Genomic DNA, 15,897 nt, shown 5'->3' with positions numbered 1-15,897 from the left:
CCATTTCGCCCCTTGCGGCGGGACAACAGGAGTGGCGTCATTGCAGAAACCGCCGAATCCGGCGGATCTATTTGAAAAAGCGTATCGCGCCGATGCTGGATCTGCTGACGGTCGTCACCTACAATGCGGTGGTCAATTTTGCCGTGGTGGTGGTCGCCACCATTGCGTGGATACGGTCCCCTCGCCAGAAGGACATGATCTACTGGGTGCTTGCCGCCTGGTTCATGGTGCTGGGCGCGATCTGCACCAGCATGACCGAAGCGCTGCCCCACAACATCCTCGCCTATCTCGGCGGCTCGATCTATGTCGCGCTGACCGGCTTCATGCGGCTGGGCTTCAAGGAATTCTACGGACAACCCTACCGGATCGGCGAGGCCTTCGTTGTCTCCGTGTTCGTCTGTATCGGCTTTGGCCTGGCGGAACTGACGGCTGATCCCACCTCCATGCGCATCATGCTGATCTATGTGGGGTCGGCGGCCAATCTGGCGCTCGGCGCCGCGGTGCTGTGGCGGGGGAAACCCGGCGAGTGGCTGCCCTCCGGCCGGCTGGCCTCCGCCATCTATGCGGTCTATGCGCTTGCCAACCTGATGACGGCGCCGCTTGCCATTCTCTATCCGGTGCAGTTCATCGACCGGCTGCCGGTGTCGGACTGGATGGCCTATACCAGCATGCTGCTTCTGATCTTCAACCTGCTGTCCTTCATGATGGCCATGGTGCTGAAGCTGGAACGCAGCGGCGAGATGCAGCGCAGGCTGGCCGAGCGCGACACGCTGACGGGGCTTCTCAACCGTCGGGTCTTTCTGGAGCAGGCGGCGCAGCTTGCCAGCCGGGGTGCAACCGCCATCGCGGTGCTCGATCTCGACCACTTCAAGCGTATAAACGATACCTATGGCCACCGCGCCGGTGATGATGCGCTGGTGCAGTTTTCCGAATGCCTGCGCAAGATCCTGCCTGCCCAGGCGATCTTCGGGCGTCTGGGGGGCGAGGAGTTCGGCATCTGCCTGCCCGGCCACGATCAGGCGTCGGCGCTTGGCGTCATCCAGGCGCTGCTTTCCTTCCTCTCGACGGAGGAGATCCGCTCCGGCGACAACCGGTTCCGGCTGACCTTCTCCTGCGGGGTCACCGTGATGGATGATCCGGCCCGCAGCCTGGATGCGTGGATGGCCGATGCCGACAGCGGCCTTTATGCGGCGAAGGAGGAGGGGCGCAACCGTGTGGTGGCGCATCGCGGCAGGCCCCTGCCGCCGGAGCCCGGCCGTGGCGCGCCGCTTGCCTTTGCCTGAGCGGTCGGCGCCGCGCATTTCCGCCCGATCTTGCCCCTTCCTTTTGCCGGCAAAAACCCTTAAACAACCCGGCACTATGACGATCGTTTCCGTGGCCCGCATGCATCGAATTATCGGCCCGGCCTTCCACGCAGCGTAATCGCGCGGGAAGGTCCGGGTTTTCGGTGCTTGGGCGTCGTTTCGTCCGGGCACGTTTCTTCCGCCACGTCGAATTTCATCCGCGCGACCCATTTTGCCGTCGCCTCCCTGAATGGCTGATCCATGACCGATACCAAGACCGATTATTCCTCCACGCTCTACCTGCCGCAGACCGAGTTTCCGATGCGCGCCGGCCTTCCCCAGAAGGAGCCGGAAATGGCGAAGAAGTGGAAGGAGATGGGGCTCTACAAGAAGCTGCGCGCTTCCGCCGCCGGCCGCGAAAAATTCGTGCTGCACGATGGCCCGCCTTACGCCAACGGCAACATCCATATCGGCCATGCGCTGAACAAGGTGCTGAAGGACGTCATCACCCGCTCGTTCCAGATGCGCGGCTATGACTCGAACTATGTTCCGGGCTGGGATTGCCACGGCCTTCCCATCGAATGGAAGATCGAGGAAGCCTACCGCGCCAAGGGCAAGGACAAGAACGAGGTCCCGATCAACGAATTCCGTCAGGAATGCCGCGAATTCGCGCAAGGCTGGATCAACATCCAGTCGGAGGAATTCCGTCGTCTCGGCATCGAAGGCGATTTCGACAATCCCTACACGACCATGGCCTTCCATTCGGAAGCCCGCATCGCCGGCGAGCTTTTGAAGATCGCCATGAGCGGCCAGCTCTATCGCGGCTCCAAGCCGATCATGTGGTCGGTGGTGGAGCGCACGGCGCTGGCGGAAGCCGAGGTGGAGTATCACGAGGTTGAAAGTGATACGATCTGGGTGAAGTTCCCGGTGGTGGAGAGTGGCTTTCGCGAAATTAAGAATAATGATTGGGACAAAAAGCTCTTCTTGGACGGTGCGAGTGTAGTTATTTGGACGACCACACCGTGGACGATTCCAGGTAACAGAGCGATCTCATTCTCTTCGAAAATCGAATATGGATTGTATGAAGTTGATGAAGCCGCAAATGAATTTGGTCCTCAGCCGAAAGAGCGCTTAGTCATCGCCAAGCGACTTTTCGAAGAGTGTGCAACTAAAGCAAAGTTGAAACTCTCCCTGCTTCGTAGTGTTGAGGGATGGGAACTCAAAGAAGTGGTTTGCGCCCATCCGCTCGTAGACCTCGGTTACACCTTCGACGTGCCCCTGCTTGACGGCGATCACGTCACCGATGATGCCGGTACCGGCTTCGTCCACACGGCGCCAAGCCATGGTCGTGAAGACTTTGACGCCTGGATGGGTCACGCCAAGGCTCTGGCGGAGCGCGGCATCGACACCAAAATCCCGTTCCCGGTCGATGACGCCGGCTTCTACACGGAAGACGCTCCCGGCTTCGGCCCCTCCGCCGAAGGCGGTGCGGCGCGTGTCATCGACGATAACGGTAAGAAGGGCGATGCCAACAAGCGGGTGATCGAGGCTCTGATCGCGGCGAACAATCTGTTTGCCCGTGGCCGCATCAAGCATGACTACCCGCATTCCTGGCGCTCCAAGAAGCCGGTGATCTTCCGCAACACGCCGCAGTGGTTCGTCTACATGGACAAGGAACTCGGCGACGGCACGACGCTGCGCACCCGCGCGCTCTCGGCCATCGACCAGACCCGTTTCGTCCCCGCCGGCGGCCAGAACCGCCTGCGCGCCATGATCGAGCAGCGTCCGGACTGGGTGCTGTCGCGCCAGCGTGCCTGGGGCGTGCCGATCTGCGTCTTCGCTGATGCCGAAGGCAATGTCCTGAAGGACGAAAAGGTCAATGCCCGCATTCTCGAAGCCTTCGAGGCGGAAGGGGCGGATGCCTGGTTTGCGGCCGGTGCCAAGGAGCGTTTCCTCGGCAACGAGCATGACGGCGAGAAGTGGCAGATGGTCACCGACATTCTCGACGTCTGGTTCGACAGTGGCTCGACCCACACATTTACGCTGGAAGACCGCCCGGACCTGAAATGGCCGGCGGATGTCTATCTGGAAGGCTCCGACCAGCATCGCGGCTGGTTCCATTCCTCGCTTCTGGAAAGCTGCGCCACGCGCGGCCGCGCGCCCTATAACGCCGTCATCACCCATGGCTTCACCATGGCCGAAGACGGCCGCAAGATGTCGAAATCGCTCGGCAACACGGTGACGCCGCAGGATGTGATGAAGGAATCCGGCGCCGATATCCTGCGCCTCTGGGTTATGTCGACCGATTATGCCGAGGACCAGCGCCTCGGCAAGACGATCATCCAGACCAATATCGATGCCTACCGCAAGATCCGCAACACGATCCGCTGGATGCTCGGCACGCTCGCCCACGACAAGGGCGAGGAGATCGCCTATGCCGAGCTGCCGGAACTCGAAAAGCTGATGCTGCATCGCTTGAGCGAACTCGACCAGCTGGTGCGCAAGGGTTATGACGAGTTCGATTTCAAGCGCATCGTCCGCGCTCTGAGCGACTTCGCCAATGTGGAACTGTCGGCCTTCTATTTCGACATCCGCAAGGATACGCTTTACTGCGAGGCGCCCTCGAGCCTGAAGCGCCGCGCGGCACTCCACGTCATCCGCAAGCTCTTCGATTGCCTGGTGCTGTGGTTTGCCCCGATGATGCCCTTCACCACGGAAGAGGCCTGGCTCTCGCGCGATCCGTCCGCCGAATCCGTCCACCTCGAACAGTTCCCGACCATCCCGGCCGATTGGGCGAACGAGGCGGTCGCGGAGAAGTGGAAGCATGTCCGCACCGTCCGCCGGGCCGTCACCGGCGCGCTGGAAGTGGAGCGCAAGGAAAAGCGCATCGGCTCGTCGCTGGAGGCAGCCCCGGTCGTTCATGTGGCCGATCCGGAGCTTCTGAAGGCGCTGGACGGTCTGGATTTCGCCGAAATCTGCATCACCTCGGATATTTCCGTCGTGGCGGGCGAGGGGCCGGCAGAGGCCTTCCGTCTGGACGATGGCACCAAGGTTGCGGTGGAGCCGAAGCTGGCCGAAGGCACCCGCTGCGCCCGCTCCTGGAAAATCACCAGGGATGTCGGGTCCGATCCGGACTATCCGGATGTCTCCGCACGCGACGCGCAGGCCCTGCGCGAACTTGCCGCGCTGGCGTAACAAACCATGCCGGATGATTGCGCTTTGGCGCGTCATCCGGTAAGTCTGCCTGAAATTGGCCGGAATTCTCGGCCATTGCGATCCGATGTAATCTCGCAGGCGTCGAGGACGGGCGCGGCTGGAAGGGTTTGAATGAAAACGATGCAGGTCATTTGCGCGCGTGCAGGCATTCTCGCCGTTGCCGTGGCGAGCCTGGGGCTGTCGGGCTGCATGTCCAGCCCCACCTACGGCACCAGCAAGACGGCCGCCGAACAGCTGGCCGACGACCTCGGCGAGTCGGTTTCGCTCGGCCTCGACAAGGAAGACAAGAAGACCGCCTACAACCCGCGCCCGCAGCTCGTGGTCAACAAGAAGGTGGAGCTGGGCCTGCCCGCGCCGCAGGACTCGCTCGCCAGCCGCGAAAACAATCCGCAATGGCTGGAATCTCCGGAAGAAACGCGCGCCCGCCTGCGCGAAGAGGCCGAGGCCAACAAGAACAATCCCAATTACCGCTCGCCGCTTCTGGCCGGCAACGGCACGGCCGGCACGCTGACGGAAACCCAGAAGTGGGAAGCCTTCCGCAAGGCCAAGGCGAATGCCAACGATCCCGGCATCTCCGGCCAGCGTCGCACGCTGACCGATCCGCCGCCGGAATACCGCATGGCCGACAACGCCAACCTGACGGATCTCGGCGAGCCCGAGGCCAAGAAGGAACGCGAGCGCAAGAAGGCTGCGGAAGCCGCCAGCAAGACCTCGTCCTGGTGGAAGGTGTTTGAGTAAGACGGACGCTGCGCAGGGGCCGGCCCGAACGGAACCGGCAGCCCTCAGTCAGGCTCTTGCCGCTTCGTCCTGAAGAAGTCGATGAGAAGTTCGGCCGCGGCCGTCTCGCTGAAACCGGAATACACCTCCGGCGCATGATGGCAGGTCGGCTGGCTGAAGAAGCGCACGCCGCTTTCCACCGCCCCCCCCTTCGGATCGCGTGCGCCGTAATAGAGCCGGCGGATGCGGGCAAAGGAAATCGCCGCCGCGCACATGGTGCAGGGCTCCAGCGTCACGTAGAGATCGGCGCCGGAGAGGCGCTCCTGGCCAAGTGCCTCGCAGGCCATGCGGATCGCGGCAATTTCGGCATGGGCGGTCACGTCGCAGGTGGCGCGGGTGATGTTGCCGGCCCGTCCGACGATGCGCCCGTCCAGCACAACGACGGCGCCGATGGGCACTTCGTCGCGCTCCCCCGCCTTGATGGCCTCCGCCAATGCCTCGTCCATGAAGCGATTTGTCCCGCTCATACGGCGATTTCCTCTTAACCAGGGCAACACGAACTGGTAGGAACGGTCCAACCCTTGCGTCGTGCCAGCCGTTCTCCGCGGCGCGACCAGACGAAAATTCAGTCAACACGCACATGTTCGGGACATATCCGTCCGACACTCTGCTTCAGGCAAACAACAAATGAGCTTCAAAGACAAGCCGAAGCGCGAGGGAGGCAAGCCCTTCGATCGCGACAGGAAAGATACCCTCAAGCCGAAAAAGACGTTCGATGTCGGCGCAAAGCCCGTCCGCAAGGCCGCAGCACCGGCCGCAGAAGCGGCAGAGGCAACCGCCGGCAAGCCGGAACGCATCTCCAAGATTCTCGCCCGCGCCGGCGTGGCCTCGCGCCGCGACGTGGAGCGGATGATCATGGAAGGCCGCGTGCGCCTCAACGGCCAGGTGCTCGACACGCCGGTCGTCAATGCCACGCTCTCCGACCGCATCGAAGTGGACGGCCAGCCGATCCGCGGCATCGAGCGCACCCGCCTCTGGCTCTACCACAAGCCCGCCGGTCTGGTGACGACCAATTCCGATCCGGAAGGCCGCCCGACCGTTTTCGACAACCTGCCGGACGACCTGCCGCGCGTGATGTCGATCGGCCGCCTCGACATCAATACCGAGGGCCTGCTGCTCTTGACCAATGACGGCGGCCTGTCGCGCGTTCTCGAACTGCCCACCACCGGCTGGCTGCGCCGCTACCGCGTGCGCGCCCACGGCGAGGTGACGCAGGAAGCGCTCGACAAGCTCAAGGAAGGCATTGCCGTCGATGGCGTGCTCTATGGCGCGATCGATGCGACGCTCGACCGCCAGCAGGGCCACAATGTCTGGATCACCATGGGCCTGCGCGAAGGCAAGAACCGCGAGATCAAGAACGTGCTCGGCGCGCTCGGCCTCGACGTCAACCGCCTGATCCGCATCTCCTACGGCCCGTTCCAGCTCGGCGACCTGCCGGAAGGCCATGTGGTGGAAGTGCGGGGCCGCATGCTGCGCGATCAGCTGGGCCCGCGCCTCATTGAGGAATCCAAGGCCAATTTCGAGGCGCCCATCTACAGCAATCCTGTTGCCGACGACGAGAAGCCGCAGCCGAAGGGTCCGGCCGTGGCACGCGAGGAGAAGCCCTGGGGCGCCGAAGAGCGCCGCGAGGGACGCTCCGAGCGCGACAATGATCGTGCTGGCGGCAAACCGGCGCCAAAGGGCAAGGGTCCCGCCAAGGGGCGTGACTTCGACAAGCGCGGCGGCAAGTTCGGTGGTGACGGCTTTGGCGAGGACAAGCCGAAGAAGCGCCCGCCGCTCGGCTCGACGCGCACTGCCAATGTGTGGATGGCGCCCGGTGCGCGTCCGACGGCCGATGCCGGCGCCAAGAAATCCGCCCGCGCCGAGGCAGAGCGCCTGTTCAACAAGAGTGCCGAGCCGCAGCGCCGTGCCAGCGTTCAGGTAAACCGCGTCGAGGGCGATAGCGACTGGATCCGCGCCGAGGCGCCCGCGCGCCGTCCGCGCGACGAGGATGAAGGCGGCTTCGGCCGCCGTGACCGCGGCGACCGTGCCGATCGCGGTGACCGGCCGGATCGTGGTGACCGTCGTGAGCGTGGCGACCGCCCGGACCGCGGCCCGCGTCCGGAACGGGGTGAGCGCAGCGACCGCTTCGAGCGTGGGGAGCGCAGCGGTGACCGCAGCGAGCGCAGCTTTTCCGACCGCCCGCGCGGCGACCGCAAGCCGCGCGAGGATGGTGACCGTCCGCGCTCCAAGCCCTATGGCGCGGGTTCCGGTCCCGGCCGTTCGGCCCGTGAAAACGCAGAACGCGCCTTCAGCCGGCCGGAGGGCGGGCGTCCCGAAGGCCGTCGCTCCGAGGGTGAGCGCGGCGGCTTCGGCGCCAAGCCCGCCGGTGGCAAGCCGTTCGGCGCAAAGCCCTCCGGCGGCAAGCCCGGTGCCAAGCCCTTTGGTGGCAAGCCGTCGTTCGGCGGCAAGCCCTCCTTTGGCGGGAAACCGGCCGGTGGCAAGCCGGGCGGTCGTCCGGCCGGTGGCCGCGGCCCGGGCTCCGGTCCCAAGGGCGGTTCGCGTTCGAGAACACCAAGAGGGTAGTGGCCGTGCGGATCGTTGGTGGTGAGTTTCGGGGCCGTTCTCTGGCCACGCCAAAGTCCAGCGCGATCCGGCCGACCATCGACCGGACGCGCGAAAGCCTGTTCAACATCATCGGCCATGTCTATCCGGAGGCGATCGAGGGCACCCGTGTCGTCGATCTCTTCGCCGGCACCGGCGCGGTGGGGCTGGAAGCCCTGTCGCGCGGCTGTCGCAGCGCGCTGTTTGTGGAAAACAGCGTCGAGGGCCGCGGCCTGTTGTGGGAAAACATCGAAAGCCTCGGCCTGCACGGCCGGGCGCGCATCCTGCGCCGCGATGCGACGCGGCTCGGGCCGGCCGGCACGATGGAGCCCTGCCATTTTCTTTTCGCCGATCCGCCCTATGGTCAGGGGCTCGGAGAAGCGGCGCTTCTCTCGGCGCATCAGGGCGGCTGGCTGATGCCGGAGGCGCTGGTGGTGCTGGAAGAACGGGCGGATGTGACGCTTGCCGTCGATCCGGTCTTCCAGCCGCTGGAACAACGCGTCTTTGGTGATACCCGGGTCGATTTCTTCCGCTACCGGCCCGTCTGAGGAGCCCGATGATGAGCACCCGGCTGTCGCTGCCCCACGAGATGAAGCGTTCGCTTGGAACGATGCCCTCGGTGGGGCTGGCGCTCGGTGGCGGCGGTGCGCGGGGCATTGCCCATATTGCCGTCATCGAGGCGCTCGACGAAATGGGTGTCAGGCCGGTGGCAATCGCCGGCTCCTCCATCGGCGCCATTTTCGGCGCCGGCATGGCCGCCGGCATGAGCGGGGCGGAGATCCGCGACTACACTCTGGAAACGCTCGGCAATCGCGGCACGGTTCTGAACCGCCTCTGGTCGCTCGGGCCCGACAGCATGCGCGACATGGTGGGTGGCTTTCGCCTCGGCCATTTCAACCTGGAACGCATCCTCACCGCCTTCCTGCCCGCGCAGGTGCCGGCGAGCTTCGAGGAACTGGCCATCCCGCTGAAGATTGCCGTCACCGATTATTACGGTCAGGCGGAGGTGATCGTGGAGGAGGGCGACCTGCGCACCGCGATTGCCGCCTCCGCCGCCATTCCGGGCCTGTTCATGGCGGTGCGCATCCATGGCCGTATCATGGTGGATGGCGGCATCTTCAATCCGGTGCCTTACGAGCATGTGGCGCAGGAGGCCGACATCGTCATCGGCGTCGACGTGGTCGGCGGGCCGGAGGGTGACGGCACACACCCGCCGAACCGGCTGGACAGCATGTTCGGCGCCAGCCAGCTGATGATGCAGGCCTGCATCGCGCTGAAGCTCAGACTGCATCCGCCGCATCTCTTCCTGCGCCCGCCTGTCAACCGGTTCGGCGTTCTGGACTTCCTCAAGGTGCGCGAGATCCTCGACGAGAGCGAAAGCATCAAGGACGAGGTGAAGCGCGGGCTTGAAAGCCTGTTCGAGGCGGCCGCGAGCCCGGCCTGACCCGTTGCGCATGAAGCCGGCTGATCGCTTCGGCTCAGATCGTGTCGGCCTCTTCCTCCGCCTCCATCGCGTCGCGCACCGGCGCGCGCTTCGGCTTGGTCAGCGGTTCGGGGCGCACGGGGCGGGTGTGCAGCATGTGCTGGCCGGCGGTGATGCCCTTGGCGGCCTGGATCTGCAGGCGCTCCTCGTCGCGGCGGCGGATGTCGTCGCCGATCTCGGCGGCTTCCGCTTCCGACTTGTCCAGCCCCTCCAGCATCTTGCGGCCGAACAGAAGGCCCGATTCCAGCGTCTCGCGCAGCTCGTATTCCACCTCGCGCGCCCTCAGCGACAGCGTGTGGATGCGGTCGTAGGAGCGCACGAAGAGGCGTGCATCCGGGAATTCGGCGCGGATGAGATCCACCACCCTGTCGGTGATCTCCTGCTTGTGGGTGCAGACTGCAACGATCTTGGCGCGTTCGATGCCGGCGGCCACCAGCACCTCGCGGCGCGTGCCGTCGCCGAAATAGATGCGGAAGCCGAAGGTTGCCGCCTGGCGGATGCGGTCCGGCGAATCGTCGATCACGGTGACATCGCTGCCGCCGGCAAGCAGGATCTGCGCGGCGATCTGGCCGAAGCGGGAAAAGCCCACCATCAGCACGTCGGCGCCGGCGCCTTCGAAATCCTCGGCGATCTCCTCGCGCGTCTCGCGCACCAGAAGCCGCCGCGACAGCGCCGTGCCGAGCGGCGTCAGCGCCATCGACAGGGTGACGCTGGCAATCAGCAGCGAAGAGGTGGCGGGCGTCAGCAGGCTGGCGGAAACGGCGGTGGTGAACAGCACGAAACCGAATTCGCCGCCCTGCGGCAGGAGCGCGGCTATGCTGACCGCATCGTCGTGGCTGGAGCCCCACAGCCGTGCCAGCCCGTAGAGAATGAGGGCCTTGAGGATCATGAACAGCGGAACGCCCAACAGGATCAGCAGAAGGTTGTTGAGGATGGCGTCGAGCTGCAGCGACAGGCCGACCGCGATGAAGAACATGGCGAGCAGCAGGCCGCGGAACGGTTCGATATCCGCCTCCAGTTCATGCCGATAGGAGGATTCCGCCAGCATCACGCCGGCGAGAAAGGCGCCCATGGCCATGGACAGGCCGGCAAGCTGCATCAGGATCGCCGATCCCAGCACCACCAGAAGCGCGGCCGCCAGCATCACCTCGCGGGCGCCGGTGCGGGCAATCACCTGGAACATCGGCGTCAGCAGGTAGCGTCCGGCCAGGATCAGCAGGCAGATGGCAATGGCGGCGATGGCGAAATCGGCGAAGAAGCTGTCTGCATGCGCTTCCTGGCCCGAGCCGAGCAGCGTCACCAGCGCCAGAAGCGGCACGATGGCCAGATCCTGGAACAGCAGCACGGAAAAGGCGCGCCGGCCGTAGAGCGTGTTGGACTCGCCGTTGTCGGCCAGGATCTGCAGCGCAAAGGCGGTGGAGGACAGCGCCAGGCCGAAACCGGCGATCACGCTGCCCTGCCAGCTGGCGATGCCGGTCAGCCAGGCAAGCCCCGTCAGCGCCAGGCCGGACAGCACGACCTGGGCCGTGCCCAGCACGAAGATGTCGCCGCGCATCTGCCACAGGCGCGAGGGCTTCAGCTCCAGCCCGATGATGAACAGCAGGAAGACCACGCCGAGTTCGGAGACATGCAGAACCTCCTGCGGATCGCTGACCAGCCGCAGGATGGGGCCGATGACGATGCCGGCGGCGAGATAACCCAGCACGGTGCCGAGGCCGAGTTTCTTGAACACGGGTGCCGCCAGAACGGCGCCGGCGAGCAGCAGAAGCGTTTCGTTCAACATCGGATCGGTTGTCGCCATGCGGCCTCTCGTTTTGTTGTTGCGGCAAGAATCGCCCGGCCGCTCTTGATGCATTCTTTCGTGCACAATACATGGTCTGGCAACGAAAGGCTCATCCCATGTCGTCTGAAATGCCCTCCGCAATTGATTCCAGTGCCCTCCTGTCGCGTGCCTCCGAACTGATCGACCTGGCCAGGGCGGCCGGCGCCGATCAGGCGGATGCCGTCGTGGTGCGCTCCCGCTCCCGTTCCGTCAGCGTCCGCCTGGGCAAGGTGGAGAACACGGAGGCCTCCGAAAGCGACGATTTTTCGCTGCGCGTCTTCGTGGGGCGGCGGGTGGCAAGCGTCTCGGCCAATCCCGGCTTTGACCTGAAGCAGCTGGCCGAACGGGCCGTTGCCATGGCGAAGGTCTCGCCGGAGGATCCCTTCGCCTGTTTGGCGGACGAGGGCAATCTGGCTGCGGCCTATCCGGATCTCGATCTCTACGATCCGACCGAGGTCTCCACCGACGCGCTGGCCGAGGCGGCGCTTGCCGCCGAACAGGCGGCGCTGTCGGTCGCAGGCGTCACCAATTCCTCCGGTGCCGGTGCTTCCGCCGGCGCGGGCGGCCTCGTTCTCGTCACCTCGCACGGCTTTGCCGGCAGCTACATGGCCAGCCGCTTCGGCCGCTCCGTCAGCGTCATTGCCGGCGAGGGCACGAAGATGGAGCGTGACTACGATTATGACAGCCGCCTCTATGTCGCCGATCTCGACCCGGCCGAACTGATCGGCCGCCGTGCCGGCGAACGCGCCGTCGGCCGCATCAATCCGCGCCAGGTGGAGACCGGCAGCAATGTCACCGTCGTCTTCGATCCGCGCATCGCGCGCGGCTTTGTCGGGCATATTGCCGGCGCCATCAACGGCGCCTCCGTCGCCCGCAAGACGAGCTTTCTGCGCGACAGGATGGGCCAGCAGGTGCTGAAGGCGGGCCTTCACGTCACCGATGACCCGCTGGTCGTGCGCGGTTCCTCCTCGCGTCCCTTCGATGGCGAGGGCGTGACCGGCAAGCGCATGGTGATGATCGAGGACGGCGTGCTGAAGCACTGGTTCCTCTCGACCTCGACCGGCCGCGAACTCGGTCTTGAAACCAATGGGCGCGGCGTGCGTGGTGGAACCTCCGTGTCGCCTGCCTCCACCAATCTGGCGCTCGAGCCCGGCGACATCTCCCCGCAGGACCTGATCCGCGGCATCGGCACCGGCTTCTACGTGACGGAACTGATCGGCCAGGGCGTCAACATGATCACCGGCGAATACAGCCGTGGCGCCACCGGCTTCTGGATCGAGAACGGCGAATTGACCTTCCCGGTCTCGGAAGTCACCGTCGCCTCCAATCTCAAGGACATGTTCATGCGCATGACGCCGGCGAACGACATCGACCGCAAGTTCGGCGTCGCCGCACCGACGATCGCCATCGAGGGCATGACGCTGGCAGGACGCTGAGGTGACGGACACGACCGCCGGGAACTGGGCAGAGGATCTGGAACTCATCCGCCGCGCCGCGCGCGAGGCTGGCGACGTGGCGCTCGGCTATTTCGGCCGCTCGCCCGAGGTGTGGTGGAAGAACGAGGGCCGCTCGCCGGTCAGCGCCGCCGACTTCGCCGCCAATGACCGGCTGGAGACGCTGCTGCGGGTCGCGCGCCCGGCCTATGGCTGGCTGTCCGAAGAGACGGACGACGATCCTGCCAGGCTTGCCTGCAAGACGCTGTTCGTCGTCGATCCGATCGACGGCACGCGCGCCTTCATCAATGGCGAGGCGACCTGGTGCGTCAGCGTCGCGGTCGTGCATCGCGGACGGCCGGTAGCGGGCGTGCTCTATGCGCCGGCCCTTGGCGAGGAATTCATGGCGGTGGCGGGCGGTGCGGCGCAAAAGAACGGTGTGGAGATCTGCACCTCGCAGCCGCGCCCCGGCGAAGCGCGTCGCATCGCGGTGGCCGAGGAGATGTTGCGCCGCTTCGATGACGGTTTCCGCAGCACGCTGCATCGCATTCGCCACGTGCCCTCGCTCGCCTACCGGCTGGCCATGGTGGCGGACGGACGCATCGACGGCACCGTGGTCATGCGCAACAGCCATGACTGGGACCTCGCCGCCGCCGATCTCATCCTGGAACGGGCCGGCGGCCGACTGGTCGGTCTCGATCGTCTGCCGCTTGCCTACAACCGGCAGGGCGTTACCCACGGCGTGCTTTGCGCCGGCGCCGAACATCTGCTGGAAAGCCTTGTGCGCGGCCTCGCATCGGGTTGACCTTTGATGCGGAATGCCGCAGGAGAAGGGGGCGGGGGAGTTGACAGAACGAGGCATAGAATGACCGTGCAGGGCGAAAAGAAACAGCTGCTTCATCTTGTTTTCGGCGGCGAGCTGGAAAGCCTCCAGGGGCTCGATTTCAAGGATCTGAACGCGCTCGACATCGTCGGCATCTTCCCGGATTACGCCAGCGCTCTCGAAGCCTGGAAGAGCAAGGCGCAGATGACGGTCGACAATGCGCACATGCGCTACTTCATCGTCCACATGCACCGTCTGCTGGACCCCGACAGCAAGGCCTGAGATCACGCACAGGCGGGATGCCTGACGACGGGCGTGGCGCGTTTTTGACGCAATTGCGACGCATACATCAGTGCAATGTAAGGCTGCGAACGGACAATGCGGATGACGGGTGAACGAGGGCGATGGCAGTGAGCAACGGCTTGGCGCGCATGGCCCTGTTCGGATACCGCGTGGCCGGCATCTGCGCCTATCCTCTGGCTTCTCCCTATCTTGCCTATCGCACGCTGAAGGGCAAGGAAGACCGCCAGCGCCGGCTGGAACGCTTCGGCTATCCGAGCGTGCCGCGCCCGCATGGTCCGCTGATCTGGGTGCACGCGGCAAGCGTCGGCGAGACGCTGGCCGTCATCCCCTTGATCCGCGAGTTGCGCCGGCGCGAAATCCACGTTCTTCTGACCACCGGCACGGTCACCTCGGCCATGCTCAGCCGCAACCGGCTGGGCGATGAGGTGATCCACCAGTATGTGCCGCTCGATGTGAAGTTTCCGATCAAGCGCTTCATCGCCTACTGGCATCCGGATGCGGCGATCACCGCCGAATCCGAGATCTGGCCGACCACCATGGCCGAGCTTTCCCGCCGCAACATCCCGCAGATCCGGGTCAATGCCCGCATTTCCGACCGTTCCTACGAGCGCTGGAGCAACCGCAGTGCGATTGCCGAGCTGCTGTTCGGCCGCCTTGCGCTGGTCGTGGCGCGCTCCGATCTCGATGCCGAACGCTTCCGCGATCTCGGTGCCTGGCCGGTGGTGATCTCCGGCAACCTGAAGGGCGATACAGATCCGCCGCCGGTCGACGAGACTGTCCTGACGCAGTACCGGGCGCAGATCGGCACGCGCAAGACCTGGGCGGCCATCTGCACCTTTCCGGGCGAGGAAGAGGCGGCGACCTTCGTGCACCGCGCCATAAAGCCGCGCAACCAGCAACTGACCATCATCGTGCCCCGTCACCCGGAGCGCGGCGACGAGATCGAGGCCATGCTGCGCGAGAAGGGGCTGATGGTTGCCCGTCGCTCGCGCAACGATGCCATCACGCCGGAAACCGACGTTTTCCTCGGCGACAGCATCGGCGAGATGGGGCTTTACCTGCGCCTGACGGAAGTCTCCTTCGTCGGGCGGTCGCTGACGGCCGAAGGCGGGCAGAACCCGCTCGAATCGGCCATGCTCGGCTGCGCGGTGCTGTCCGGCCCGAACGTGCAGAATTTTCGCGAGACCTACCAGCAGGTCATCCGCAAGGGCGGTGCCCGCATGGTGCGCGACACCGAAATGCTGGCCAAGGCCGTGCATTACCTGATGACCAATGACGTGGCGCGCCGCAAGATGATCGACAGCGGACACGAGGCCGTGCAGGACATGCGCGGCGCGCTTTCCACCACGATCAAGGCGCTCGAACCCTATCTCAATCCCTTGACCGTGGCGGCACGCCTGCGTCCGGCCGGTGCCGGCGGAGGCGCATGACCACACGGCTTTCCGATATTGCCGGCATCCTGTTCGACAAGGACGGCACGCTTCTGAGCTATGACGACAGCTGGGGCCCGGTGAACCGCGAGGCGGCGCGCATCGGCGCAGCCGGTGGCGGAGTGGCGCTGGAGGAGCGCCTGCTGCGTGCCGCTGGCATGGATCCCGAAAGCGGCCGTACCGCTGCCGACAGCCTGTTTGCCGCCGGCACAGCGGCCCAGATCGCCGCCGGCTTCGTCGCGGCCGGCTCTCCCGTTCCGGTCGGTCCGCTGACCGAGGCGCTCGATGATCTCTTCGTGCGGGGCGCGCAGCATTCCGTACCCGTCACCGATCTTTCCGGTTTCTTCGCAAGGCTGAAGGCGCGCGGCTTTCGCCTCGGCGTCGCCTCCAGCGACAACGAGCGGGCGATCCGCGAGACGGCACGGCGCTTCGGCTTTCTCGAACATCTCGATTTCATCGCGGGTTACGACAGCGGCCATGGCTGCAAGCCGGAGCCGGGCATGGTGCTGGGCTTCTGCCAGGCCGTCGGCCTTTTCCCCTCGCAGGTCGCCATGGTCGGCGACAACAATCACGATCTGCACATGGCCGCTGCCGCCGGTTGCGGCCTCAAGGTCGCGGTGCTGACCGGTACCGGTTCGGTGGCAAGCCTGCAGGCTGCTGCCGATCATGTGCTGGGCGATATCACGGACCTGGAAACGCTGCTGCCGGAGCGTCAGCTCGCCTGAGATCCGCAGCCCCTGCGGC

The 15,897-nt window shown here is 65.3% G+C and carries 13 protein-coding genes; 11 read left to right on the top strand and 2 right to left on the bottom strand.

What is annotated here, in order from left to right; all coding sequences use genetic code 11:
* The first annotated feature begins 71 nt into the window (after positions 1 to 71).
* The 3 genes from KLP42_RS03360 (at position 72) to KLP42_RS03350 (ending at position 5,237) form a co-directional block, all read left to right on the top strand.
* Positions 72 to 1,283 (top strand): GGDEF domain-containing protein, encoded by a 1,212-nt coding sequence (locus tag KLP42_RS03360; RefSeq protein ID WP_143125072.1) that lies wholly within the window; start codon positions 72 to 74, stop codon positions 1,281 to 1,283.
* A gap of 261 nt (positions 1,284 to 1,544) precedes the next feature.
* Positions 1,545 to 4,478 carry an isoleucine--tRNA ligase gene (ileS, locus tag KLP42_RS03355; protein ID WP_215564743.1) on the top strand — a complete coding sequence of 978 codons (2,934 nt, stop codon included), beginning with the start codon at positions 1,545 to 1,547 and terminating at the stop codon, positions 4,476 to 4,478.
* Positions 4,479 to 4,610: 132 nt separating this feature from the next.
* A complete protein-coding gene (locus KLP42_RS03350) occupies positions 4,611 to 5,237 on the top strand; it encodes a hypothetical protein (protein ID WP_215564742.1) in 627 nt (208 codons plus the stop codon).
* 44 nt (positions 5,238 to 5,281) lie between these two features.
* Here KLP42_RS03350 and KLP42_RS03345 read toward each other — a convergent pair whose 3' ends face one another.
* Positions 5,282 to 5,743 carry a nucleoside deaminase gene (locus KLP42_RS03345; RefSeq protein WP_215564741.1) on the bottom strand — a complete coding sequence of 154 codons (462 nt, stop codon included), beginning with the start codon at positions 5,741 to 5,743 and terminating at the stop codon, positions 5,282 to 5,284.
* 160 nt (positions 5,744 to 5,903) lie between these two features.
* On the opposite strand from KLP42_RS03345, the gene KLP42_RS03340 reads away from it, so the two are divergent.
* Genes KLP42_RS03340 through KLP42_RS03330 form a run of 3 tightly spaced genes read left to right on the top strand, consistent with a single transcriptional unit; the run spans position 5,904 to position 9,303 of the window.
* A complete protein-coding gene (locus KLP42_RS03340; protein ID WP_215564740.1) occupies positions 5,904 to 7,841 on the top strand; it encodes a pseudouridine synthase in 1,938 nt (645 codons plus the stop codon).
* Between the two features lie 5 nt (positions 7,842 to 7,846).
* Positions 7,847 to 8,407, top strand: a complete 561-nt coding sequence (gene rsmD, locus KLP42_RS03335; protein ID WP_353844794.1) for a 16S rRNA (guanine(966)-N(2))-methyltransferase RsmD — start codon at positions 7,847 to 7,849, stop codon at positions 8,405 to 8,407.
* A gap of 11 nt (positions 8,408 to 8,418) precedes the next feature.
* Positions 8,419 to 9,303: a patatin-like phospholipase family protein gene (locus KLP42_RS03330; RefSeq protein ID WP_215564830.1), complete on the top strand. Its 885-nt coding sequence runs from the start codon at positions 8,419 to 8,421 to the stop codon at positions 9,301 to 9,303.
* 34 nt (positions 9,304 to 9,337) lie between these two features.
* Here KLP42_RS03330 and KLP42_RS03325 read toward each other — a convergent pair whose 3' ends face one another.
* Positions 9,338 to 11,143 carry a monovalent cation:proton antiporter-2 (CPA2) family protein gene (locus KLP42_RS03325; RefSeq protein ID WP_215564738.1) on the bottom strand — a complete coding sequence of 602 codons (1,806 nt, stop codon included), beginning with the start codon at positions 11,141 to 11,143 and terminating at the stop codon, positions 9,338 to 9,340.
* 110 nt (positions 11,144 to 11,253) lie between these two features.
* Here KLP42_RS03325 and KLP42_RS03320 point away from each other — a divergent pair, with 110 nt between their 5' ends.
* The 5 genes from KLP42_RS03320 (at position 11,254) to KLP42_RS03300 (ending at position 15,878) form a co-directional block, all read left to right on the top strand.
* Positions 11,254 to 12,600 (top strand): TldD/PmbA family protein, encoded by a 1,347-nt coding sequence (locus tag KLP42_RS03320; RefSeq protein WP_215564829.1) that lies wholly within the window; start codon positions 11,254 to 11,256, stop codon positions 12,598 to 12,600.
* Position 12,601: 1 nt separating this feature from the next.
* Positions 12,602 to 13,402 (top strand): 3'(2'),5'-bisphosphate nucleotidase CysQ, encoded by an 801-nt coding sequence (locus KLP42_RS03315; RefSeq protein ID WP_215564737.1) that lies wholly within the window; start codon positions 12,602 to 12,604, stop codon positions 13,400 to 13,402.
* Between the two features lie 60 nt (positions 13,403 to 13,462).
* A complete protein-coding gene (locus tag KLP42_RS03310) occupies positions 13,463 to 13,702 on the top strand; it encodes a DUF4170 domain-containing protein (protein WP_215564736.1) in 240 nt (79 codons plus the stop codon).
* Between the two features lie 128 nt (positions 13,703 to 13,830).
* Positions 13,831 to 15,153 (top strand): lipid IV(A) 3-deoxy-D-manno-octulosonic acid transferase, encoded by a 1,323-nt coding sequence (gene waaA, locus KLP42_RS03305; RefSeq protein ID WP_215564828.1) that lies wholly within the window; start codon positions 13,831 to 13,833, stop codon positions 15,151 to 15,153.
* On the top strand, positions 15,150 to 15,878 hold the full coding sequence (locus tag KLP42_RS03300; RefSeq protein ID WP_215564735.1) for an HAD family hydrolase: 729 nt from the start codon (positions 15,150 to 15,152) through the stop codon (positions 15,876 to 15,878). The genes waaA and KLP42_RS03300 overlap by 4 nt, the downstream gene beginning before the upstream one ends.
* The last annotated feature ends 19 nt before the right edge of the window (positions 15,879 to 15,897 follow it).

It is taken from the genome of Rhizobium sp. CSW-27 (assembly GCF_018760785.1).
Classification (GTDB): domain Bacteria; phylum Pseudomonadota; class Alphaproteobacteria; order Rhizobiales; family Rhizobiaceae; genus Neorhizobium.
Note: the sequence above shows the minus strand (reverse complement) of the source record. Positions and strands in the feature narration are given on the sequence as shown.

What these genes read in the sequence shown, in the direction of transcription:
- ileS (WP_215564743.1), top strand. Translation starts at nt 1,545, where the DNA reads ATGACCGATACCAAGACCGATTATTCCTCCACGCTCTACCTGCCGCAG.
- KLP42_RS03350 (WP_215564742.1), top strand. Translation starts at nt 4,611, where the DNA reads ATGAAAACGATGCAGGTCATTTGCGCGCGTGCAGGCATTCTCGCCGTT.
- KLP42_RS03345 (WP_215564741.1), bottom strand. Translation starts at nt 5,743, where the DNA reads ATGAGCGGGACAAATCGCTTCATGGACGAGGCATTGGCGGAGGCCATC.
- KLP42_RS03340 (WP_215564740.1), top strand. Translation starts at nt 5,904, where the DNA reads ATGAGCTTCAAAGACAAGCCGAAGCGCGAGGGAGGCAAGCCCTTCGAT.
- KLP42_RS03330 (WP_215564830.1), top strand. Translation starts at nt 8,419, where the DNA reads ATGAGCACCCGGCTGTCGCTGCCCCACGAGATGAAGCGTTCGCTTGGA.
- KLP42_RS03325 (WP_215564738.1), bottom strand. Translation starts at nt 11,143, where the DNA reads ATGGCGACAACCGATCCGATGTTGAACGAAACGCTTCTGCTGCTCGCC.
- KLP42_RS03320 (WP_215564829.1), top strand. Translation starts at nt 11,254, where the DNA reads ATGCCCTCCGCAATTGATTCCAGTGCCCTCCTGTCGCGTGCCTCCGAA.
- KLP42_RS03310 (WP_215564736.1), top strand. Translation starts at nt 13,463, where the DNA reads ATGACCGTGCAGGGCGAAAAGAAACAGCTGCTTCATCTTGTTTTCGGC.
- KLP42_RS03300 (WP_215564735.1), top strand. Translation starts at nt 15,150, where the DNA reads ATGACCACACGGCTTTCCGATATTGCCGGCATCCTGTTCGACAAGGAC.